Origin of the sequence: Streptomyces sp. NPDC020898, from assembly GCF_044333925.1 — a bacterium.
Classification (GTDB): domain Bacteria; phylum Actinomycetota; class Actinomycetes; order Streptomycetales; family Streptomycetaceae; genus Streptomyces.
This window is the reverse complement of record NZ_JBIRRV010000005.1, coordinates 183,996-206,646: the sequence shown is the minus strand read 5'-3', so window position 1 is coordinate 206,646 and position 22,651 is coordinate 183,996. Positions and strand designations below refer to the sequence as shown.

Annotated in this window: 13 protein-coding genes; all 13 read right to left on the bottom strand. The window is 70.8% G+C overall.

Translation table 11 applies throughout. The features are described from left to right. Nucleotides 1–13: 13 nt before the first annotated feature. The 13 genes from ACH4TV_RS18260 to ACH4TV_RS18200 all read right to left on the bottom strand — a co-directional run bounded on the left by ACH4TV_RS18260 (nucleotide 14) and on the right by ACH4TV_RS18200 (nucleotide 22,636). The gene (locus ACH4TV_RS18260; protein WP_398399175.1) at nucleotides 14–2,191 is read right to left on the bottom strand and encodes a hypothetical protein; all 2,178 of its coding nucleotides are present in this window, start codon (nucleotides 2,189–2,191) and stop codon (nucleotides 14–16) included. After that, nucleotides 2,191–6,000, bottom strand: coding sequence for a putative baseplate assembly protein (locus ACH4TV_RS18255; RefSeq protein WP_398399173.1), 3,810 nt, complete (start codon nucleotides 5,998–6,000; stop codon nucleotides 2,191–2,193). The genes ACH4TV_RS18260 and ACH4TV_RS18255 overlap by 1 nt, the downstream gene beginning before the upstream one ends. Then, entirely contained in the window at nucleotides 5,997–9,173 is a 3,177-nt protein-coding gene (locus ACH4TV_RS18250) for a putative baseplate assembly protein (protein WP_398399171.1), read from the bottom strand. The genes ACH4TV_RS18255 and ACH4TV_RS18250 overlap by 4 nt, the downstream gene beginning before the upstream one ends. Continuing rightward, entirely contained in the window at nucleotides 9,170–9,580 is a 411-nt protein-coding gene (locus ACH4TV_RS18245; RefSeq protein WP_398399170.1) for a GPW/gp25 family protein, read from the bottom strand. Before ACH4TV_RS18245 ends, ACH4TV_RS18250 begins: the two co-directional genes overlap by 4 nt. Continuing rightward, nucleotides 9,577–9,915 carry a hypothetical protein gene (locus ACH4TV_RS18240; protein WP_398399168.1) on the bottom strand — a complete coding sequence of 113 codons (339 nt, stop codon included), beginning with the start codon at nucleotides 9,913–9,915 and terminating at the stop codon, nucleotides 9,577–9,579. Before ACH4TV_RS18240 ends, ACH4TV_RS18245 begins: the two co-directional genes overlap by 4 nt. Nucleotides 9,916–9,935: 20 nt before the next feature. Then, the gene (locus tag ACH4TV_RS18235) at nucleotides 9,936–10,472 is read right to left on the bottom strand and encodes a phage baseplate assembly protein V (protein ID WP_398399166.1); all 537 of its coding nucleotides are present in this window, start codon (nucleotides 10,470–10,472) and stop codon (nucleotides 9,936–9,938) included. Nucleotides 10,473–10,543: 71 nt separating this feature from the next. Further along, complete coding sequence (locus ACH4TV_RS18230; RefSeq protein WP_398399164.1) at nucleotides 10,544–11,683, bottom strand: hypothetical protein; 1,140 nt, start codon at nucleotides 11,681–11,683, stop codon at nucleotides 10,544–10,546. Continuing rightward, complete coding sequence (locus ACH4TV_RS18225) at nucleotides 11,676–12,038, bottom strand: hypothetical protein (protein ID WP_398399162.1); 363 nt, start codon at nucleotides 12,036–12,038, stop codon at nucleotides 11,676–11,678. Before ACH4TV_RS18225 ends, ACH4TV_RS18230 begins: the two co-directional genes overlap by 8 nt. Before the next feature lie 10 nt (nucleotides 12,039–12,048). Continuing rightward, nucleotides 12,049–12,744, bottom strand: coding sequence for a hypothetical protein (locus ACH4TV_RS18220; RefSeq protein ID WP_398399160.1), 696 nt, complete (start codon nucleotides 12,742–12,744; stop codon nucleotides 12,049–12,051). Between the two features lie 19 nt (nucleotides 12,745–12,763). Then, nucleotides 12,764–13,987, bottom strand: coding sequence for a hypothetical protein (locus ACH4TV_RS18215; RefSeq protein ID WP_398399158.1), 1,224 nt, complete (start codon nucleotides 13,985–13,987; stop codon nucleotides 12,764–12,766). Next, the gene (locus tag ACH4TV_RS18210; RefSeq protein ID WP_398399156.1) at nucleotides 13,984–20,352 is read right to left on the bottom strand and encodes a DUF4157 domain-containing protein; all 6,369 of its coding nucleotides are present in this window, start codon (nucleotides 20,350–20,352) and stop codon (nucleotides 13,984–13,986) included. The genes ACH4TV_RS18215 and ACH4TV_RS18210 overlap by 4 nt, the downstream gene beginning before the upstream one ends. Further along, the gene (locus ACH4TV_RS18205) at nucleotides 20,349–20,660 is read right to left on the bottom strand and encodes a hypothetical protein (protein ID WP_398399154.1); all 312 of its coding nucleotides are present in this window, start codon (nucleotides 20,658–20,660) and stop codon (nucleotides 20,349–20,351) included. The genes ACH4TV_RS18210 and ACH4TV_RS18205 overlap by 4 nt, the downstream gene beginning before the upstream one ends. Next, nucleotides 20,651–22,636 carry an ATP-binding protein gene (locus tag ACH4TV_RS18200; RefSeq protein WP_398399152.1) on the bottom strand — a complete coding sequence of 662 codons (1,986 nt, stop codon included), beginning with the start codon at nucleotides 22,634–22,636 and terminating at the stop codon, nucleotides 20,651–20,653. The genes ACH4TV_RS18205 and ACH4TV_RS18200 overlap by 10 nt, the downstream gene beginning before the upstream one ends. Nucleotides 22,637–22,651: the final 15 nt, after the last annotated feature.

Below are 22,651 nucleotides of genomic sequence, written 5' to 3'. Positions count from 1 at the left end.
CATGGGCTGCGGCTCAGGTCACGAAGAAGATCCCCGCGTCCGTGCCGGCCGGGGTGTACTCCGCGAGCCGTGCCCGTAGCCCGTCCTCGCGCTGTGGGCGGTACAGGTCGTGGAAAGCGCCCAGTTCGGCGCCGTCGTCCGCGCCTCGCCGGATCTCCGCGGCCGAACCGTCCGCCAACTGGCCGTACCAGGGCGTCCCGTAGCGTTCCGACGTGAACAACGGGCGTACGCGGGAGACCTGTTCGGGACCGGCCAGGTCCGGTTGGCAGCGGTGGCGGCGGGGCGTACGGGATCCGGTGGGGACGTACGAGTAGCGCAGGCAGCCGATGCCTCGCCGGGCCACGTGCAGCCGGCCGGTGAAGATCGAGTTCTCGGCGATGCGTACCGCGTGGGTGTGGATCTCGCCGATGACGGTCGTGCGGTGGAGGTGCAGTACCGCGTGGGCGTGTCGGCAGTCGGGGGCGGAGAGGGCCTCGCGGTCGTCGGCGGTGGCGTCGAGGACGCTGTCGCGGAGGTGGATGTCGAGGGGGTCCTCGCTGACCTCGTCGCCGATGACCTCGATCGTGCCGAGGATGCTGTGCTCGATCTGGAGGCAGGCGGTGGTGCGTTCGAGGACGATGCTCGGTTCCTCGGGCGAGTGCGGGTCGCACTCCGGCTCCAGGGACCAGCCGGGGACGAGTGTGGAGTGCCGCAGGACGACCGCGCCCATCGGGCCGGTGACGTTGATGCCCCGGCCGGCGACGAGGAGTCCGTCGAGGGTGATCCTCGGGCGCTCGTGCGGGGCGCAATCACCTTCCACGGCACGGATGTTGAGGGCGTCCGGGCGGTTGCTGTACCAGTCGAGCAGGCGGATCACCGGGCGGGTGCCTTCGGCGGCGCGGAGTTCGAGCCGGTCGCCGGGGTCGAGGTCGAAGTCCAACTGCTCCTGGTAGGCGCCGCTGTGAGTGATCTCGATGATGCCCTCGGGGCCCGTCCGGTCCGCCCGGCGGTCGTGCTGCCAGGCGCGGTACGCGTCCATGATCTGCCGGTACGGCTGTCCGGGGCCGACCCGGTAGAACACGGCGTCGGGACGGGCTTCGCGGTCCTGCCGCTCGTACTCGCCGCCGCCCATGTCGGCACCGAACGCGTAGTGGTGGTCGACCCAGACGCCCTGCCGGGGCGCGGAGCGGGCGCCGAACGCGATCCGGCCCAGCTCCGGGTCCACGGCGACCTGGCCACGCTTGGGGCGGTAGCGCCAGTCGGACAGGTCGGTGACCACGATGTCGGACGGGGGTACGGGCTTGTCCTCGCCGTCGCGCCGGATCACGAAGCTCTTGCCGGGGCCGTAGTAGTCGGCGAGGCGGTCGTGGAGCAGACGGCGGGTGATGAAAGCGGGCACGTTGTCGACGGCGGCGAGATGGGTCGGGGATGGCTCCGGGACCGGCTTGGTGACCAGGGGGCTGTCGTTGCCGAGGATCGAGAAGGTGTAGAGGTGGCGGGCGCGGTCTATGCAGTACGCCGGGGAGCGGGTCAGCGAGTACGCCTTGAGCCGCCAGACGAACAGGCCGACTCCGGCGGGGGTCCAACCGCCTTGGCTGTGGCGGGAGTTGGCGCTGCGGATGTCGACCGTGCGGGCCGCCGTGTCGAAGGGGCCGCCGGCGAGGGCGAGCGCGGAGCCGTTCCGGAGGTCGAGGAGTCGGCCTCTCCCCGTGTCCCGGTGGAGCTTCACCGGCTGGGTGTGGGCGACCAGGCGCGACAGTTCGACGGCGCGGGCGGGATAGCCGGCGACCTGCTCGGAGATCTCCTCCAGGAGATGCAGGGTGCCCTTGCGGCGGCGGTTGGCGACGGTGGCCGCCACGTCGGCGCGTGGGGCGATGGCCTCGGCGAGGGCGGCCCGGCCGCCCTCGTGCAGGCCGTCGGTGAGGACGCGTTCGTAGCCGGGGAGGGTGCGGTAGCCGACCAGGTCGCCCAGGTAGGGCAGCACCCAGGGGGCCGCCGTCTCGACGAACAGGTCCTCGTAGCCCTGCTCGACCCCGTCGCGTACACGGTCGAGTTGCTCGGCGATCACGGCGAGCAGGGCGCGCAGCGGTTCGCCTTCCTCGGCGTCGCGCAGGAGGTGCCAGCGGGGCAGGAGGGCGGCGAGACCGTCGGGCTCCCGAGCCGCCGACCGGGCTGCCGTCTCGAACTGGACATCCGTCGAATGCGCGGCCATCACTGGACCTCCGTGAGTATCAGGGTGTCCGCGGCGCGCGGGGACAGCAGCGCGAGCTGGGCTGGGCGGATGCCGCGGAAGACGTACACCGTCCGGCCCTTGGCGAGGCGCCGGGTGTCGGTGATGTCGGGGTTGAGGCGCAGGAGTTCGGCGAGCGGAACGCCGTACCGGGCGCAGACCGACGACAGCGTCTCGCCGTTCGCGTTCCGCACCGTGTGGGTCCGCTCGTCGTACGTCGCCGGGTGCGCCGGGACCGAGGGCCTCGGCGTGCCGGGGTGGGTGAGCAGCTCGGTGAGCTGGTCCGGGGTGGCGGAGGCGGGGACGCCGGTGAAAATGTCGACGTCGATGTAGTCGACGCCGGGCACGGTGTGGGCCGTGGCGAGGACGTCGGAGAGACGGGCCGGGCGGCCCAACTCCCTTCCCTCGAAACCGAGTCGGCGCAGGAGGGCCTGGCGCAGTCGGGGCTCGACGAGCTCCCAGGCGTGGTCGGGGGCGACCTTGACCTTGGCCGCGACGAGCAGGAGGACGAGTTCGCGGACGTCGACGCGGACGGGGAGGTTCGGGTCGCCGTACTCGGTGAGGGCGCCACGCAGGGCGCGCAGGATGTCCGAGTCGTCGGCGATCGGTACGTCGTCCGTGCCCGCGACCGTGACGTGCAGCAACCGCCGCCGTCCGTCGAAGAGTTCGCGTGCGGTGGCGCGGCCGATGCCGGCGCGGGAGCGGGCGAAGTCCTCGTAGTCGGTGTCGGACACCAGGCGGTCCAGGGCCGACACGGCGAGCGGGATCGTACGGCGGGTCAGGCCGGGGCCGTCCGCGTCCGAACCGCCGGTCGCCGGACGGGGGTTGGTGACCTGACTGACGCCGAGGGGGCGGGTGAGGGGCTGAGTGATCCGGTCGGCGGCCGTGTTGGCGGCCTTGCCGGTGCCGAAGCGGTAGCGGGCGCGGATGTTCTCGTGGCCGGTGGGCAGCCGGGCGCCGTTGACGCCGTCGCCGAAGGTCACCGTCGTACGGCCGTCGGAGGTGGTGCCGGTGATGTAGACGCGGTCGCGGGGGCCGCGTCCGGCGAGGCTGTCGACCTCGTGCCAGCGCAGACCGTCGACGCGGAGCTCCAACACCGGTGTCGCGCCGAGGGGGTTGTCGTCGGCGAGCCAGGTGAGCGGAGACTGCCAGAGCGCGAACGTCTGGTTGACCCGGTCGGAGTCGCCGCTGCCGATGGCCTCGTCGCGGCCCTCGCCGTGCGTCGCCTCGACGACGTTGCCGAGGATGCGGACGCTGTCGCGGCGGTAGCGGTGGGTGAGGTCGGTCGTCAGCGTGAGCCGGGTGTGGACGTGGTCGCCCGGGAGCCCGGGATCGACGGCCGGGTCGGCGGCGGCGAGGGTGACGACCTCGGTGGCCTGCACTCCGGTCGCGCCGGGGATGTCGGTGCGCTCGCCGGTGACGATCAGGGTGCGGCCGGGCCGCAACCCGTCGTACAGCTCGGCGAGTTCGACCTCGTTGCCGTGCACGTCCTCGCCGAGCGGTTCGTCCGCGAGGCGAAGGGGCTCGCCCGCCGCGTACACGGTGGTGTCGCGGATGTGCGAGAGGAGGACGTCGAACTCGTCCAACCAGGGTTCGGCGAGGGTGAGTTCGGTGCCTCGGCCGGTGATGCCGTAGTTGGAGTACGCGGCCGTACGGGCGGCGACCACCTGCGTGGTGACGAAGGCGAGTTTGGCGTCGCCCGGGATGCCGTCCTCAACTCCCTTGGCGGGGCGCAGAATCGCCACCCAGCTGCCGACCGTGATGCCGGTGTGCACGGTGTCGAGCTGGAGGATGCGGCGGTTGACGGGCTGCGGCTTGCTCGCGATGACCACCTCCACGTTGGGCTCGGCGGAGCCCGTCGTGTAGCGCAGGCTCACCTCGTACTCCCCGTGGGTGAACTGCTCGCTGACGCCCGGCCGCAGGGAGATCTCCTGGGTGGTGCCGTTGTGGATGCCGACGTGCACGAGTCCGTCGTCGTCGGGCCGCGACACGAACAGGGTGCGCTCCGGCAGCCCCGAGTGCAGGCGGGCGGTGACCCCGGGTTCCTGGGAGTCGGCGGGGCGTCGGGTGAGCCAGCTCAGGTCGCGGTCCTGGCCGGCGCGTACGGACAGGTCGACCTGGCCCGTGCCCAGCGGGAACGTGACGAACTGCGGAACGGGCAGGTTCTCGGCCCGCTGGTCGGAACTGCTGCCCTCGACGTACTGGAACTCCGCCCTGACCGGGACCTTGCCCGACGTGTCGTAGACAACGCGCATGCTGGTGAGGGCGGCGCCCGTGAGCGGCCAGTCGGCGGTGCGGATGACCCGGCCCCGGTCGTCCTGGACCGGCTTCAGCGGGGCGGCGGCACCGAAGGGGGCCGTGGTGACGCGCAGCGCGAGCAGCTCGCGGAGGAGCTGGGGGGTGCCGGGGGCGGCGGCCGCTGCCCTGCGCCAGGCCGGGTAGAGGGTGCCGAGGGCGGGGTTGAGGGCGGAGAGGAGACGGGCGGTGTCCGTGCCGGGGCTCTGGGCGCGGGCGCCCGGTCGGGGGGTGGGGGTGGCGCTGCGCAGGGCGGGGAGGACCGTGGCCAGGGCCTGGAGTGCGGCTTGGCGGGGCTCTACCGGGGCGGTTCCCGCTGTGGTGCGGGACGTTGTCGCGGCGGCGGGGTCGGCGTCCTGTGCGGGCGCCAACTCCAGTGCCCGTTCGGCGAGTTCGGCCAGCACCGCCTCCAACTGCTCGAACCACGCGGCGACATCGTCGTACGGCGTCGCGAGGACCTGGGCCTCGCCGAGGCGGGCGACCGGTTCCGTGAGGCGGGCCGCGAGGCGTTCGGGGGTGGTGACGGTGTCCAGGTCGGTGCGGAGCGGGGCGAGGACCTGGTCGTCGAAGTCCTCGATCAGGCGGCTCACCGGGCGGGGGTTGGGGACCTCCGGGGTCGGTGGCTCGTCGCCCGGTTCGCCCGGGGTCGCGGGCTCGGCGGTCCAGCGGCGGACCTCGTCGACGAGCTCCTTCAGCGTGGGCGGGGCCGACTTGGGGAGGGAGATCGCCGTGATGTCGTCGTCCCGGTCGACGCGCGTACCCGCGACCGGCAGCAACTTACGTTCTCCGCCCGCCTGTTCGCCGAAGACGAAGAGCAACTGGTCGCCGGTGCGGAGAGAGTTCGCGGTGCCCTCGACGAAGAGTTCCGAGCGGGTCTGAAGGTCCTGCGGGGTGAGGAGGGAGGGGCGCCGACGGCGGACCTTCAGCTCGTTCCAGTCCCAGCGGGCCGTGAGGTCGCGGCTGGTCTCGAAGGTCTGCGACTGCTCGTCGGCGGACGCCGGCACGCTGTTGCTGCGCGCCCCGCGCGGGATCAGCACGGGCAGCGTCTCGGCGCGCGGGTCACGTTCGAGGGTGTACGCGAGATGGGTGGCGGCGGCGACTCCGGGGCGCGGCCGGTGCCCGACGAGCCGCCCGAGCAGCACGAGCGAACGGTGCTCGTTGGCCGTACGGACGTAGGCCTCGTCGGCGATGCGCTCGGAGTGGAAGGTGAGCAGGTCGCCCAGGACGGCGGTGGCGTCGAGCAGGCCGATCGCCGGGTCGTCCGGGGTACGGACGGTGAGCCCGCCGAGCGCCGGGTACGCGGGTGAGGCGAGCCGGTCGAGGAGAGCGGCCCGGAAGCTGCCGTACTCGCCGACGCGGTAGTCGAGGGCGGTGCGGCCGGGCGGGTTGTGCAGCGGGGCCGGGGCGAGGCGTTCGTCGTGGCCGGTGCGGCAGGTGCCGCCGCAGGTGCAGTCGTCGGCGAAGTCGGCTGCCTGGAGGGGCGTTTCGGTGGTCATCGGGCACCTCCAAGAGGCGTCAGGGATATCGCCAGGAGGCCGTTCTCCGGCCGGTCCGGGTCGTTGTCGCAGGTGGCGATCTCCAACGGGCCGAGCCGCAGCACGCCGTCCTCCCTCTCTCCTCGGTCCTGCTCGAACAGCCGCCGCAGTCGGGTGACGTGGACGCTCTCCACCCCCGGTACGGCGGCGGCGACGGCGACCAGCCGACTGAGCCGGACCGGTTCGCCGAACGTCAGCGCGTCCATGTGGAAGAAGCCGAGCCGCCCGTCCGGCAGCCGTCCGGTGCCGAGTACGCGGTACAACTCGGCCAGGATCTGCCCGTGTTGGCGACCGGGAGCGGCGCACACGGTCAGCGCGAGGTCCAGCGGCACGTGCCGGGCGGGGCCGACGACGAGATCGTGGCCGATGCGCCGGTACGCCTCCAGGGCCTGGGCGACGGAGGTGAGCAGCTCGGGCGAGGGTGCGCCGGTGCCGTACGCGTCGAGTGCGATGTGGGCTTCCTGAGTGCTGCCGGTCCAGCGGATCTCGGCGGCTGCGCGCTGTACGCCGGGGAGGGCGGTGGCGAGGGACGCGTAGTCGTCGGCGGTGACGGCACGCAGGCGGGTGCGGCGCAGGTCCAGGGGGGCCAACTGGCGTACCTGCTCGACGGGTTCAGGTTCCGTGCCGCCGGTGGCGGGCAGCGGGTTGCGGACGACGGCGACGGGCGGCGGTTCGCAGTCTCCCGGGGTCTCCTGGTAGTTGACGACCAGGTGGTTGATGGCCTCGGCGCCCACGTTGCCCGCGGTGCCGCCGCCGAGGCGGTAGCGGGCAGCCAGGCGTGTGCCGGGGGCCGGGCGGGCGCCGCGCCGGCCGTCGCCGAAGCGGAGTGCGAGCCGTCCGTCGTCCTCCAGTTCGCCGACGAAGTGCCGGTCGCGGGAGCCACTGGCGAGCAGGTCGCGGCGCGGATACCAGGTGTTGTCGCTGTCGCTGGAGTCTTCTTGGAGGCGTACGGCGGGCAGCGCGCGGCGCGGGTCCTGGGTGAGGGCGGCGGTCGCGGAGCCGCGCAGTACCGGCTCGTCGGGGTGAAGTCCGGCCGCGTATGCCGGGCCCCAACTGTGGGCGATCTCCCAGGCGATGTGGCCGTCGAGGACGGTACCGGCGCGGGCCCGGGCCACGAGGATCTCGATGCGGCGCAGCTTGCCGTCGAGCAACTCGTCGTTGCGGTGCAGGAGTTCACGCAGCGCGCGGACGGGGTGGAGGCGGAGTTCGAGCCGCTCCAGCACCCGCAGGCCGTAGACGACGGTGAGTTCGGCGATCTCGTCCTCGCCGAGCCCGTCGCGGTCGCGGGCGCTGCGCCACAGTTCGACGAGTCGCTGCCGTACCCGCCCCGGGATGGCGGCGATCCGTTCGGCCTGCCCGGCGGAGACGGTCGCCGGGTCGGGGAACGGCACGGCCTGGGTGATCGGGGCGCGTCCGAGGACCGGCCGGAAGCGGGGTGCGATGCCGGGGTAGACGGACTGCGCGAGCAGCGTGCGCAGGGCGGCGGCCTGAGCGTACGCCGTGCCGGGCACGACGCGTTCGTGCCGTTGTCCGGCGCGTTCGAGGCCGAGTCCGGCCCGGTTGGCGGCGGCTTCGCCCAGTACGTCGAACAGTTCGCGGACGTCCTCGGGGATCAGCGACTCGCCGCTCTCCGCCTTGTCCGCAAGGGAGTTGACGAGTCGGGCGGGCGCGTTGCCCTCGGTCCGGTCGGCGCAGCCGAAGGCGGGAGGGTCGCAGGGGGCGACGACGGCGGGGACGGGCGGCACGGTGAACGTCTCGGGGAGTCCCTCGCCGGGCAGGGAGCGGCCGTGGTCGACGAGGACGACGTTTCCGCGCGCCAGGCTGACGTTCTCGACGGGCAGACAGTTCCGGCCGCCGCGGGTGGTGAGGCAGAGCGGGAAACGCAGGGCGTCCTCGGCGGCCCAGGTGACCTCCAGGACCGGCTGGTCCTCGATGCGGTCGAGGGCGGGGGTGACGGAGGCGAGGCGGACGGCCTGGCGGTGGGTGGGGTCGGCGTCGCCGGGGGTGCCGGTGCGCGGGCCCTTCACCTCCTCCAGGACGAGCAGGTCGCCGGGCTTGAGGTCGAGCCGGCGGTCCCGACAGGTCTCGGGGTCCTGCCACTCGTCGCGCAGGGTGGCCGCGGTGGCGCCCTTCGGGAGGGCGCACGCCTCGCCGCCCCAGGTCCACAGCCGGATCGCGTTGTGGGCGACGCGCAGCTCCAACTGGTCTGCGGCGAGGACCGGTTCGAAGACCTCCACCGAGCCGCGCTCGTCGAGGTCGGCGAGGTCGTGGTCGTCGACGACGGTGCCGGGTTCGGGCCGGTCGTGCGGGTCGAGGGTGCGGACGTCGACGGAGGCGAAGCGGAACGTGCCCGGGGCGAGCGTGTGGTCACCGGCGGTCTCGACGGTGACGTACGCCCGGGCCGTGCACCCGTCGTGCATCGCGTAGTCGATGAGCCGGACGTGCCGACGGACGGAGACGCGGCGGCGGGCGGTGTCGAGGTAGGCCTCCGTGGCGACCGCGTCCTGCTGGTAGCTGATCTGGTCGCCGGTGTACGCGAGGAGTTCGACGAGGGCGATGCCCAGGTCGGCGGGGTTGCGCTCGACCCAGTCGGGCGTGGTGAGCGCGAGCCGGTCGAGGAGGAGCTTGCGGATCGTGTCGTAGTCACGGGCGGTGTAGTCGACGACGGGCGCGTCCGGGAAGCCGCTTTCAGCGCTCCCTGGCTGCTCATCTTCCTTGCAGCCGAAGGGAGTTGGGCAGTCGGGCCGGAAGGAGAAGGTGGCGCTGTGGTAGCGCTGGTCGAAGCCCCGGTAGGGCTGGGTGCCCGGGCGGTCGTACGGGTCGGTCTCGACGAGGGCGAGCCGGTAGCGGGAGGTGTCGCCGGCCTTGTCGAGGGTGACGTACAGCCGGTCGTCGAGCTCCGGGTCCTCCTCGCGCTCGACGCTCACGTCGACGGCCGTGATCCCGGTGACGCGTCGGCCGCCGTCGATGCGGACGTTCTCGGGGCACAGGCCGTGCGGGGCCTTGCCGAGGAAGGTGACGGTGAGCAGGAGCCCGTCGTCACTGACCTCGACGGCGTCAACTCCGTTGAGCTGAGCGGCTCTTACCTTGGCGCGCCGGGGGACGGCGAGGCTGTCGGTCGTGTGGGTGCTCATACGGGCCGCCCTTCGAAGACGTCGTCGCGTCGGCCGCCGGTGGCGCGTACGACGTACGAGAGATGCACGCGTACGACGTTGTCCTCGCCGAACACATCGAGGGCCAGCACGTCGATGAGGTCGCCGAGCCAGCGCTGGAGCGAGGCCTGCACGGAGAGTTCGAGGGTGCTGATCAGCTCGGGGCTGCTGGGCGCGAAGACGAGATCGAGGAGGCCGCAGCCGAAGTCGGGGCGCATCACGCGCTCGCCGGGGCTGGTGAAGAGGAGCTGCTCGATCAGGTCGTGTACGTGGTCGGCGTGACCGGCGTGCGCGGTGCGGCCCCGGCGGTCGGCACGGAAGGGGAAGGCGATGTCGCTGCGGGGGCGGGTGGCCGGGCTCGGGGCGCCGGGATGGGTCGGGCGGCTCATCGGACGGTGACCTTTCGCTGCGCGGCCTGGACGACGGGCGGTCCCTGCGGGACGAAGGCCGACGTGAAGCACTGGGCCGCGGAGGTGTCGAGCAGCACGGGTGCGCCGTCGACGGTGACGCCGGTGCTGTCGGCGGTCCAGCGGACCGAGACGCAGGGCGCGGGCACACCGTCGACGGTGTGCGGGCAGCCGGTGACGACGGTGTGGGCGTGCGCGGCTGTGACGACGGCGGCGCCCGCGACCCGTACGCCGCCGGTGGATGTGGTGGCGGCGCTGACACGACCGCCGTGCGGGCAGCCGATCACGGCGCTCGCATCGAGCAGACTCCCGGACACTTCTCTTCGTCCCCCGTCTTCTATCGCTTCGAGAGCACGGTCAACTGGCCCTCGTTGATGGTCACTTGATCGCCGCGCAGCAGAATCTCGGCACCCGCCCCGTTCGCGATGACGATGGCGCCCTGGGTGATGCGGATGTACGCGCCGCCCTGGGCCTGGAGGAGGATCCCCTGTTCGGCGCCGGGCGTGTCGTTCATGACGAGCTTGTGCGCGAGTGGTGTCTGCACGACGACCGGCTTACTGGCGGCGTTGGCTTGCAGTTCGCGGCGCGCGTCGGGCGGCAGTTCGTCGGCGGTCCCCCACCAACACCCGGTCCAGATGGGGAAACTGGGGTCCCCCTGCTCGAACTCGACCCACACGCCGGTGTCCTTCTGCGGCACGACGAACTGGCCGGACTGGGGCCCGGTGAAGGGCAGGCAGGGCAGCGCCCACGTCGACGGCTCGTCGCCGAGGACGTCCGGGACCTCGACGGTGAGGCGTCCGATACGCAGCGGGTCGTTGTTGTCGACGACCCGGCCGCGGAACTTGCCGAGGTAGCGATTGCTGGGTGCCGCCATGCTGAACTGCTCCTGGTGTGTGGTCTGTTGCGGGTACTGCGGGTACTGCGGGTCCCATCACGCCTGGCGCGTCATGGGCGGACGTAGTCGCTCTGCGCTTCCAGCCCCTCCCTGGAGAGGGTGAAGTTCTGCTGGTACGAGCCCGGGCGCAGGTTGTGCGTCACGGACTTGACGAAGTAGTCACCGTCGTACGCCCGTCCCGAGCCGCGTACGCCGACGAGCTGGCGGGGCTGGAGGATGTAGCCGTGCCGGTTGACGTCGAGCGAGCCCGAGCCGGAGACGACGTCGGCGGAGACGGCGGCGCGGGCGAGCAACTCGGCCTCGGCTTCCGCTCGTTGCTGCTTGGCGGTGCCGGAAAGCGTGCGGCGCTTGAGGGCCGGGGTGGGCCGCTTGCCGAGGGGCGGGCGCAGTGGGCTGATCGGCGGCTGGGGCAGCAGGGTGGACTGCCGGGTCCCGGGATCCTGCCAGCGGGCCTGCGGTTCCTCGCGTGCTGTGCCGTCGTACGCGAACGTCAGTTGGTCCACGGTGGAGTTGGCGTCCATGTTGACGTTGAGGGCGTGCTGGCGAATGCCGAGGCGTACCTCCGGGCCCCAACGGGCGGAGGACTGACCGGGGTTGGGCCCGGGTTCGAGGTAGAAGGTGTAGCCGTTGGCGCGGGCCAGCTCCGTGACGTACTGGAGGTCGGTGCCGGTCTGGTAGTGGACGCGGAGATCCTGGTGCGGGGGCTGGGCGATCTTCTCGGTGTAGACGTCGGGCCGGATGCCGTAGTCGGAGTAGCGCCGCAGGATCGCGAGGACGCGCTCGGAGGGCGGGAGGTTCGGGTAGCGGGCGGTGCGTTCCTCCAGGTCGAGGAGGAGGGTGAGGTCCTCGCCGGTGAGGGTGAGGGTGGAGTGGCCGGGCTGGTTGCTGGCGCCGACCTCGTGCCGGACGATCAGGCCGTCGAAGAGCACGTCGGGGGTGCCCTTGACGGTGACGGTCACGATGATGCGGGTCTTGGGATCGAAGAAGCCCTCGGGGAGCAGCTGCCGGTTGATGATCCCGTTCTTGGTGAGGTCGAAGGCGAGCTGGAATCCGCTGCGTTCGCCCGCGGTGGCGGTGATCTGGGCGGACAGCAGGGCTTCGGTGACCTCGGCGGGGACGGGGCGGGTGAGCTTCGGCCCCATGTGGAGCGTGATGTGAACGGGGCCCTGCCCCACGGGCAGATCAAACACGCCGGTCTCCTCGCGGGAGCCCGCCGAAGGTCGGTATGCCGATGACGCGGCCGGCCTCGTCGGTCAGCTCGTTCGGGTCGAGGACGGGGTTGGCGTCGGCGATCTGCCACCACTGGGCGGGGTCGCCGAAGTAGTGCTGGGCGAGGAGGTCGGGGCGTTCGCCGGCGCCGACGGTGTGGGGGTGCGGGGCACCGTCCAGCGGGGGCAGCAACCGCCGTTTGGCATACCGGACTTCGGTGCCGTCGGCCTGGCGGTGGATCCCGATCTCGGCGTCGTGGTAGCGGCTGGTGCGCGGGTAGGGGTGGGCGCCCGGGATGGCGTCCAGGGCGTTCTCGTACGGTTCGATGTCGGCCATGGCGGTGCCCTCAGCCCCTTCCGCTCAGCGCACTGGCGCCGATTCCATTGAGCCCGAGCGACCCGAGGCTCCCGCCCCGGGCGGCTGCGGCGAGCCGTTCCTTCTGCGCGAGGTGCGCCATGTAGAGGTCGGCGCCTCGGTGTCCGGCGGGCAGGTCGCTGACGGTGAGGATTTTCATGCCGATGCCGAGGGAGGCCCGGATCGGGTTGAGGTTCACGTCGAAGGCGGACTCATTGATGGAGAGTTCGGTGAGCCTGACGGGCATGACCCGCTTGCTGCCCCAGGTGAACAGGGTCAACGGCATCTCGATCGGGCTGATCTCGATGGTCCCGTTCTGCGCGAGACGGCTTGCGGCGCGCAGTTGGGCGGTGGTCGGCTGCACGAGCATTTCGAGGGTGGCGAGTTGGGGGTGGATACCGTCGGGCGCGGCGATCTCCAGCTGGTCGGTCGCGTCGATCTCGGCGGTGAACTTCCAGGTCTCCTCGGCGGGACCCTTGAGGCGTAGGGCCTCGTTGCGATCACCACTGCCGGCTCCGCCGCCGCCCCCGGAGTCGGAACTGTCACCGGCTGTTTGGGGGGCGACGCTTCGCTCCAGGGTGTCCGGGTTGAACTGGAGGACGATGATGCGTTGGGGGGTGCCGGTGTCGGGGTTGACTACTACTATTCCGGAGCGGATGGGCTTAGGTATGTCTGCGTAACGGGTCATCGCTCACCATCCTGGATTTTCATGACTGGTGCTGTGTGACTGATACGCGGCAGTTATTGCACCAGAAGCAGAAGAGCGTTCCTCGAAATCCCATGGCCCCAAACGGGGTCGGTCCGCTGTCGATGGAAGCCAGGAATGGCATCACCTTGCGGCATTCCGGACAATGCGGATGGGCATCCACTTCCACCCACCGCGGGAGACCTCCGACCTGATGTCTGGACCACCCGGCAATCGCCTCCAGGCTCACACCCACTCGATTCGGATGAGACTCCAAAGTCATGGACCTTTTACCCGGCACGATGCTCCGGTCGGGGTCCGAGATACCGTGCGGGCCGTAGAACACATACCGTTCGCCGGGTCCGACCCTCACCGTGGTGGTCTCCAAAGCACCGCAGGAGCACGTGTACCAGAAGAACGACGGATCCTGCGCCAGCCCGTATGGCACTGCGTCGGCGGCCAAGGTCAATACCCGTTGAGCCGGGGCGGAGCAGGCTGGACAGACTGGAACGGGCCCGTCCACGTGGCCGCCCATGACATGAGGGCTTTCCCCGTCATCGGTGACAAGACCCATGTACGGCGGCCGGTAACCCGCTTCCCTTTCAGCGTCAGGAAGAATTCCCGCCAACTCCAGTAGAATCTCCCATTCTTCGGGATCCTCAAATTCTTCGCGAACCGCTAGCACCGTACGAGCAGCGTGCCGCGTTCGAATGAGTGCCAGCGCTTCAATCGCATCATAATCGTCATCTCCCTCGCGCCATCGCTCCAGAAAGGCGTCGACCAGTTCATCAGGAGAGCCGGACAGCAGGCTTCTATGGATGAAATGACTCTCAATTCGGTCAGCGAATGGACGCAGCCGATCAGGAGTGTTCACGCCAATTTCGAAGATGACGTCGGACAGCGGGGATCCACCCTTCGGATCCGAGACATAGTCGGTCACGAAGGAATCCAGGAGTTGCCCTGGAAGCCAGGGGACCAATCGGGACGCGGAACGAACGAGCTGTCCGGAACCCCGGAGACGTTCCGCTGCCCGGGCCTTCTCCTCATGCGCCCCAGGAAGAAGTGCGAGGTACAGTGCGGCGAAGTCCGCTGCCCGGTCGTCGCCGGTCTCCATCAGACACATGGTCGCGGCCGCTACGCCTCGGTCCGGCTGCCCGGAAAGCAGTTCAATGATGCGCACCTCCTTCTCCGACACGGAGAGCTTGGAGTCGGCTGCGATTTTCTCTACTTCTTCTGTCGGCCTCACTTGACTCTCTCCCAGACTTCCCGTAGAAGCTTGTCGATCTCAGGGGACCACTCGATCACCTTAGTGCGCGCCAGGTGCTCGTAATGGCGGATGAAACCTATCACTTCGTCTTGGGTGAGCTCGTCATCGAGGACCTCTAGATAGCGGCGGTAATCAAGCTCGACGGCCCTGGTCGGAAACTTGGCATCGTGTTGCACCTTTTCACGCGTGTTTTCACCGAAGAAGGTTCGCCCCTGTTCGTGAAGTTGCTTCCTCAAGTAGAGAGTGAGCCCTTCCTGATAGATCTCCTCGGCCCTCTCATCCCGAATATTGCGCTTACCCCTCTTCTTGGTGAGGAGCTTCTCTTTCTGATACAGCTCCATCTCTTCCTGAGAGGTGAGCCTCCGGCCGCCCAGCTTCGCTTCCTCTGCAGCCTTTACCCGGTCCTTCTCTGCCTGTATGAGTGATGCACCTGATGGTATGTGGTCCGGCGTATATTTCTCCTCATCCTTCTTTCCCCTATTGTCTTTTTGATATTTTCGCTCGACGGCCTTCTTGAAAGAGAGTGACTCCCCTGGCTCCGGCACCCCTTCCTCTGACGGTTTTGTTGCACCTCGAAGGACAGCCTTCAGTGGATCCGACAGCCCGGTCATCTTCTTCGGCTGCTCTTGCTGTTCCTGCTGCTCGCGGCGCGGGTCACCTTGCCTCTGCTCTCGCTCCTCGGGAGTGAGAGAGGGCGGAGGCGTGGTCGGGGGCTCCACCTCTGTGAACTCGTTGGAGACTTCCTCAGGGTTGAGCCTCGCAAGAATGTCCCCGGTTTCATTGCCCCTGAGGGTGAGCCCAGTGAGCCGATACCAGAGTCGCACGCCGGCCAAGGTCGCGATCATGACCGGACGAGGAACGCCCTTCTCCAAGAGGCCATCCAGTCGGGGACGTATACGGAGAACTATCTTGTGCAGCCGTACCGATTTGGACTCCTTGGACTTCTCATCCTTCTTCCGTCGGTCCTGATCCCGCCTCTTCTGCTCCTGCTGCCGCCTCTTGTCGTCGCGCAGCCGGTCCTTCTTCTTCTTGAAGACGTTTCGCAGCTTCGACGCGCTGTTCTTCAGCGCCTTGCCGACCTTGGTCTTCTTCAGCTTCTTGCCGAGGGTCTTCGCCGCGTTGCCGACCTTCTTCAGGGCGGACTTGACCGCGCCCTTGGCCTTCGCGAGGGCCTTGCCCACCGGGGACTTGGGCTTCTTGGGCTTGGCCGGCTTGGGGCCCTCGATCTCTTTCTTCTTCTTGGGGGTGGCCTCGGGGCTCTTGTCCTTCGCGGGCGCCTGGTCCTTCTTGGTCGGAGCCTGGTCCCTGTCGGGTGTCCTGTCCTGGCCCGGCCGGTCCTTCGCGCTGTCCTTCGGCTTCGTCGCCGCCGTATCCGCCTTCGCCGGCCCCTTCGGCGTAGCCGTGTCCTTCGGCTTCACCGGTGTCTTCAGGTCCGGGGACGGCTCGCCCCTGGGCCAGCGGGGGGTCGCCGGCTCCGCGACCTTCTGCTTGGCGTTGCGCATCGCCCCCCGTGCGGAGTTGACCGCAGAGCCCGCCGCCGACCGCGCTCCCTTGCCGGTCCGTTTCAGGCCGTCCATGATCTTCTGGGACATGGCCTGGAGGCGCTTACCCACGCCCTTTGTCGCCGAAGAGAGCCTGATCATCAGGAAGTTGGCGATGAAGTCGAGGAGGGCGACCACGCCCGCCGCGACCGCTTCTGCGAAGAGGCAGGCTGCCGGGCCGGCCTTCACCGCCTTCAGGTAGGCCCAGAACTTCGAGAAGGCGGCCAGGATCGAACTGATGGACTGCCAGGCCGCCATCAGGCCCTGGACGATCGTGAGGATCGCCCCCGCCGCCGGGACGATCATCGAGACGACCTTCTCGATGACCAGCGACGCGATCATCATCGGCAGGGACGCGATGATCGCGTCCCACGCCATCTTGCCGATCTGCTTGAGCGAGACGCAGCCCTTGACCAGGACGTTGATCACGGCCTTGCCGAGGCCCAGGATGCCCTCGACCTTGGTGTCGAACCACCGCTTCACGCCCACCTTGATGGCGCCCCAGAGGTGGTCGGTGATCCCTGACTTGGCAGAACTGCCGGCCTTGCCTATCCAGCCGCCCGGGTCGGGTGCGATGTCGGCGACCAGCGCCGCGAACTTGCCGAGTGCCTCGATCGCCGCCTGCGCGAACTTGATGACGCCCTCGATGACGGCCTGGTAGGCCTTGATGACGCCCTTGATACCCGCTTCCAGGACATCGAGGAGTTTGTTCAGGCCCGCGGCGAGCACGTCCAGCAGCGCGTTGACCGCCTTCTTCAGGCCGTCCGCCAGCTCGTTGACCTTGGCGACGGCCGCGTCCCGCAAGCCCTCGATCGCGTTGCGGAACTTGTCCCGCAGTTCCGGGAAGGCGGCCAGGAGTACGTCCCCGATCGCGATCAGGGCGTCGGCCAGCGCGTTGATCGCGCTGATCGCCAGATCACGTACGAAGTCGATGGCCTTGTTGGCCCACTCCTTGAACGTGTCGATGATCCCGTTGACCGCCTTGCGGGCGGCGTCGAAGACCGCGGTGACCACTGCGAGCAGGCCCTCGAAGAAGTCGGCGACCTTGTCGGCGATCCAGCCGAACAGGCCTCCGGAGGGCTTCTCCTCCTCCTTCTTCTTCTCGGCCTCCTTCTCCGCGTTCTCGCGCTCGGTGTCGATCTGCGCGTTGTCCTTGTCCTTGCGCTCGCCGACCTCCTTGTCCTTGTCGTCGCGTGCCTTGACGATCTCCTTGTTCTTGGTGCCGTGCTCGTCCTCGGACTGCTTGTCCGCGTCCCCGACCTTCTTGTCCTGTTCGGCCCGCCACTCCTCGCGCTGCAGCTGGGTCTCGCGGGCGACCCGGCCCCGTTCGGAGGTCTGCTTCTCCGTGTTCTGGGTGACCTCGCGGTCGATCTCGGCCTGCTTCTCCTGCTTGGCCTGTTGCTCGCCCTGCCTGTTCTCCTGCTCCTTCGTGCCTAGGTCGCCCTCCGCCTGGCCGGCGGCGCCCTGGACCTCGGAGCCCTTCTCCTGTTTGGCGACGGCTCCCACGCCGGCCTTCGGCTTGGACATGGCCCTGAGCCGGCCGCCCTTGCCGCCTCCGGCGCCGCCGCCGGACGCCTTGCCGGAAAGCTGTTCCTGGGGCGCGTTGGGGAAGATCTGGTCCTCGCCCATGGGCTTGGCCGCGTCGGCGCGGCCCGTCGTCTGCAGGTCGGACTGCTTGTCCTTGAGGGCCTTGGCCTGGTCGTCGGTCCGCTTGGGGTCGCTGGCACCTTCGAGCCGGATCTTGGGGGCCGGACCGACGGTCTTGTTCTGGAGTTCGGGGTCGGTAGTCGGGACGGCGTCCACCGCGGCCTCGACGTTCGCCGCCTCGGCCTCGGTCAGCCCCTTGTCCGGCACGGCGGGCGGAGGCGGTGGCGGAGTGTTGTCCGTGGGCTTCTGGCCCTCGGCCTTCTCGCTGCCCTTGGCCTTCTGCTTCTCGCCCTGCTCCTCCGGGCCGAGCTTCTCCACCTTGCCGGTGACCTGGGCAGCCGCGGGGGCCGCCTCCGGGGGCGCCGAACGTGTCTGCGGGGCGCCCGAAGGCCGTTCCCTGGTGGGCGGGTTGGCGTCCAGCCGCTGCTGTTCCTCGCCGACCTTCTTGTCCGCGGCCGCGTCGACGCCGGGCATGGCGGCGGCCGCCTGGTCGGGCGCCAGCTTGCCCACGGTCCGTACGGCGGCCTTGGGATCCTGCCCCGAGACGTCCGGCGGCTCCTGCTCCTTCTCCTCGGGCGCGGCACCGCCGCCGCCCCCGCAGCTGCCCGCACCGCCGTCGTCCTTCTCGGCGGCGGGCTCGGGCGGCGCACAGCCACCGCCGTCCTTCTCCAGGGACGCCTCAGGCTTGGGCGCCGCGCTCTCGGCGCTCTGCCCGGGCGCGGCCGTCTGCTCGGCGGCCGGGCTCACCGCGGCCTGCGAGACGGACGGTGCGGCACCGGGGCCGACGGCGGTCGTCGGCCCGCCCTTCTCCGCGCCGCCGACCGCTCCACGCGGCGCCGCTCCGGGACCGGTCTCCTTGGGGATCCGGCTCTTGGCCGCCGGTGCCTCACGCTCCGACCTGGGCGGTTCGGCCTCGCGCCGGGCGGACGGCGAGGGGTTGCGGTCCTCTACGGGGGTCCGAGGGGTCTGCGCTCCGGCGGGCCGGGACACGGCGGACGCCAACGTGCTCGTGGTGGCGGCGGCCGGGCTCGCCGTGGCCGGCGCCGCGCCCGAAGCGATCCGCGAGCCCGCCCTCGTACGCTCCTGCCGTTCGCTCTTCTCGTCCTGCGCGTCCTTGGCGTCGGGCCGCTCGTCGGAACCGTCCGCACCGGCCTCGCCGGCGTCATCGGCGTCCTTGGCCTGCTCACTCTCGTGCTGCTGCTCGGAGTCGGGCTTCTCGGCCTCGGGTTCGGGGCGTTCCTTGTCCTCGGTCGCGGGGTCCGGGCCGACCTCCTGATCGAGCGGTTTCCCGGTCTCCTGAAGGTCCTTGGCGCCCCGGTCCTGGGCCTGCGCGGCGGGCCCGTTCTCGGGCTGCGGCGCCTCGCCCTCCACGGGCCCCTCGTCCTGACCGGGCGCCTTCGGCTCGGGCCCGGCGGCGGCAGTGTCCTCGTCGGCCGCCTCCTGGTCCCTCTTCTCCCGCTCCTGCTCGATCTTCTCCGCCTTCGTCGGCGGCGGGGTCGGGAAGGCGGGCAGCGACGGCTCGGCGGCGCCCGGCTGGAGCCGGTCCGCGGTCGGTACGGCGGACAGGTCGAGGTCGGTCTCGGGAAGGTGGTCCTCGGGCTTGATCGCGGGTTCGGGCTCAGCGCCCGGCGCCTGGCCGTCCTCGCCGCCCTCCACCTCCTGATCGGCGCCCGCTTCGAGGCCGAGAGGCTGCTCCTCCTCCCGCGGATCGCCATCGGCGCCCCCGTCCTCAGCCTTCTCGTTCAACCCGTGCTCCGACAGGGCGGAGTCGGGCTGTTCGGCCCGTTCGTCCACCTTCTCCGGCCGTACGGGGCCCGGCTGGCCCTTCTGCTTCGGGTCGAGCTCCTCGCGTCTGGCCCCGGCGGCCGGCTGGGTCTGCTGGTCCTTGCGCCCCCGCTTGTCCGCGCCGGGGGCATTGGCCTGCTCGGGGTCCGCCTCCTCGCGCTCGCGCTGTTCCTTGCGCTCCTCCTTGGCCTGCTCGGTGCCCTGCTGCCGGCCCTGGGCGCGTTCGTCAGCGGCCTCGTCGGTGCGCTCACGGTCGGTGGCGGCCTTCTCGTCCTCCTGCTGCTGCTCCTGCTCGGCCCGCTGCCGGGAGGCGTTGCGCTCGTCCTCCTGCTCCGTGCGCTGCGCGGACTCCTGGTCCTCGGTGGCCGCGTCGGCCCGGGCCCGGCTGCGGTCGCTGCCGCTCTTCTCGTCGCGCGCCCTGACGTCCTGCCGTTCCTCGCGGGCGTCGGCGTCGCGGCTGTCCTTGGAACCGCGGTCGGATTCCTTCTTCTTCTGCCACTGGACGCGTTCGACGCCGAGTTCGTCGAAGAGATCGATCTCGGGCAGCGGTACATCGGCGGGCTGCAACTCGACCGGTCCTGGCTGGGCCGCTTCCGCGAGGTCCAGGAGGCGTTCGTACTCCGGTGTGAGCAGCCGCGTTTCGAGCCGCTCGATGACCGAGTCCTCCAACTGCTCGGACATCCGGGCCAGTTGGAGCCGGACGCGACCGGAGGCGTCGGTGGGGTCGCCGCGCAGCGAGCGCAGCACACCGCCCGCGAGCCGGTCCACGAGGGTCGCGGGATCGACGGCCTCGGCGCGCATCCGGTCGGCGTCGACGGTGGCATAGCGCAGCCAGCCCGGTGTGGCCTGCCCCTCCTCGACCACGCCCTCGCCCTGCGCGGCGGCGACCGCCGTCTCCCCGCCCCTGGCCAGCTCCTGGGCCGCCGACTCCGCCTCCCGCTCGATCGCCTGCTGCGGCATGCTCACCGCGCCCATGTCCCGTCCGGCCCGCAGCGCACCCAGCCCGTGCGGGTTCTGGACGGTGTGCAGCAGCTCGTGGGCGAGCAGGCGCTGCCCGTCCGCCGTGCCGGGGCGGTAGGCGCCCTCGCGGAAGAGGATGTCCTGGCCGACGGCGACCGCGTCCGCGCCGAGCAGTTCGGTCAGCTGTGCGGCGTCCCGGCCGGTGTGCAGCCGTACGCGGCTCAGGTCGTGACCGAGGCGCTCCTCCAACTCCCGTCGTACGCCGGGGTCGAGCGGTTGTCCGGCGCCGCTGACGACGTCCTTCGCGGAGGGGGTACGGGACTTGGCGCCCCGTTCCTTGCGCTTGCGGCGGCGCTGTTCGGCGGCCGACTGCTCCGAACGGGCGTCCTGGGACTGCGCGTTGCCGCTCATCGGGTCACCTCCCCGCGTCCGCTCAGCCCCTCGTGCACCGCGCGCGCCAGCTCCTGGCCGAGGCGGCGCGCGGACAGGCCCGCGGGCAGCGGCGGCAGCCCGGTCAGCGCGTCGACGCTCACCGCGCCGTCCGCCGCGAGGGGCACACCGTGCTCGCGTACCAGGCGGGTCAGCTCGTCCTCGAAGGCGGCGGACACCCGCTCGGGGTCGGCCCGGAAGCCGTCGAGGACGAGTTCCGCGATGTCCACGCGTATCGCCGAGGGCTTGCTGCTCTCGTCCTTGCTCCCACCCATCCGCTTCACACCCATCCGCGGACCTCCGTCGGCGTCAGGGAGCGCTCCAGCTTGAGGTACTCGGTGCGGGCCGCCGCGAGCATGTGCCGCATCTGGAGCCGGTCGCCCTCCTCGGCGGCGAGGAACGCGCCGGACAGGGCGATATTGCGGATCGAGCCGCCGGCGACGGTGAGTTGGGCGAGAAGGGCGGAGTCGATGTCCTTGACCGGGGCCTGCGCCGGCAGGACCCGGCGCCAGATCTCGGCGCGTTCGTGCTCGGCGGGGAAGGGAAAGTCGACGACGAAGCGGATGCGCCGCAGGAAGGCCGTGTCCAGGGCCTTCTTCATGTTGGTGGTGAGGATGGCGAGGCCCCGGTAGGCCTCCATGCGCATCAGCAGGTAGCTGACTTCGAGGTTGGCGTACCGGTCGTGGCTGTCCTTGACCTCGCTGCGCTTGCCGAAGAGGGCGTCGGCCTCGTCGAACAGGAGGAGCGCACCGCCGCGTTCGGCGGCGTCGAAGACCCGGCGCAGGTTCTTCTCGGTCTCACCGATGTACTTGCTGACCACCTGCGAGAGGTCGACGATGAACAGGTCGAGGCCCAGTTCCTTCGCCATGACCTCGGCGGCCAGCGTCTTGCCGGTGCCGGAACCGCCCGCGAAGAGCGCCGTGACACCGAGGCCCCGGCGCAGGGTGCCCGCGAATCCCCATTCCTGGTGGACGGTCGGCCGCTGCCGCACATGCGCGACGATCTCGCGCAGCACGCTCGTCTGCCGCTCGTGCAGGACGAGGTCGGTCCAGCCCGCCTCCGGTTCGATCCGTCGCCCCAGCTCGTCCATGCCGATCCGGGCCTCGTCGAGCCCGGCCCGCCAGGCAAGTTGGGCGGCGTCCAGCTCGTCCTCGTCCGGCAGATCACGCCGTACGGCCGCGGCGGCGGAGCGCACGACATGCGGGGGCAGCTGGAACTGCGCGACCAGTGACCGCAGTTCGCCCTCTTCGAGGTCGGCGACGTCCGCCAACGCGTCGGCCCAGAGGGCGAGTTGCTCCTCGTCGTCGAGCCGGGGGACGCTCACCCGGGTGCCGTGCGGGCGGTCCGTGCGCAGCGGGTCCTCACTGGACACGACGACGGGTACGGCGGCCCCGGCCAGGAACGCCTCCGTCGCCGCCCGCTGGTCGCGGTCCACTTCGCCCACGTCGACGAGGAGCGCGGCGGGCAGCAGGATCGCCTCGCGCTGCCAGAGCCGGGCGAACCGGTCCCGTTCGGCGGGGTCGCCGGGGATGTCCTCGGCGCTCACCGAGTAGAGCCCGAGCCCGGCGCGGGCCGCCGCGGCGGCGCCGATGTCGGCCCGGCTGCGCAGATCGCCGCCGGTCACCTCGACGAGCAGCGGCGCGTCGGGGCTCGCCCCGGTCGCCCAGCCGGCGGCGACCCGGTTCGCGGCCAGGTCGTACGAGGGCGGCAGCCGGTCGGGCACCGGGGTGCGGCGCAACTGGCCGTGCAGACGGGCGTCGAGATAGGGCGAGCCGAGCAGGAAGTGCAGGATGCGTTCGTCGAGGCGGAGCCGGGAGGTCGTCAGCTGTGAGTCGTCGGACGGTTCGACGATCCGCCAGCGGCGCAGCGGGGCCACCGGGGTGAGCGCACTCCAGTGCGGCTCGGCGAGCGCGGCCAGGGCGAGCGAGAAGGTCGGGTACGTCCGCTCCGGGTCGCCTGCCGCCGAGGCGCACCGGGCGGCGGTCGTCGGCTCCAACTCCTGGGCGGCGGCGAGGAGTACGAGGTCCCGCTCGAAGGAGGTGAGCCCGAAGCAGGTGACCAGGGCGTCGAGGGGCGCGGCGGCGGGACCGGCGGGCACCGGCGTGCTGTCGGGCGGCTGCGGGCTGCCGGAGGAGCCGGCCTGCTCCTCCTGTCCGGCGTGGGCCGCGTGGGCGTCGACACGGGCCAGCACACGCCGGATCTCCGCCGTCAGCGTCGCCGGGCCACCCGTGGCGTACGCACCCGTCGTACCCGTACCCTCGCGCATCCCCATGTCCTTACC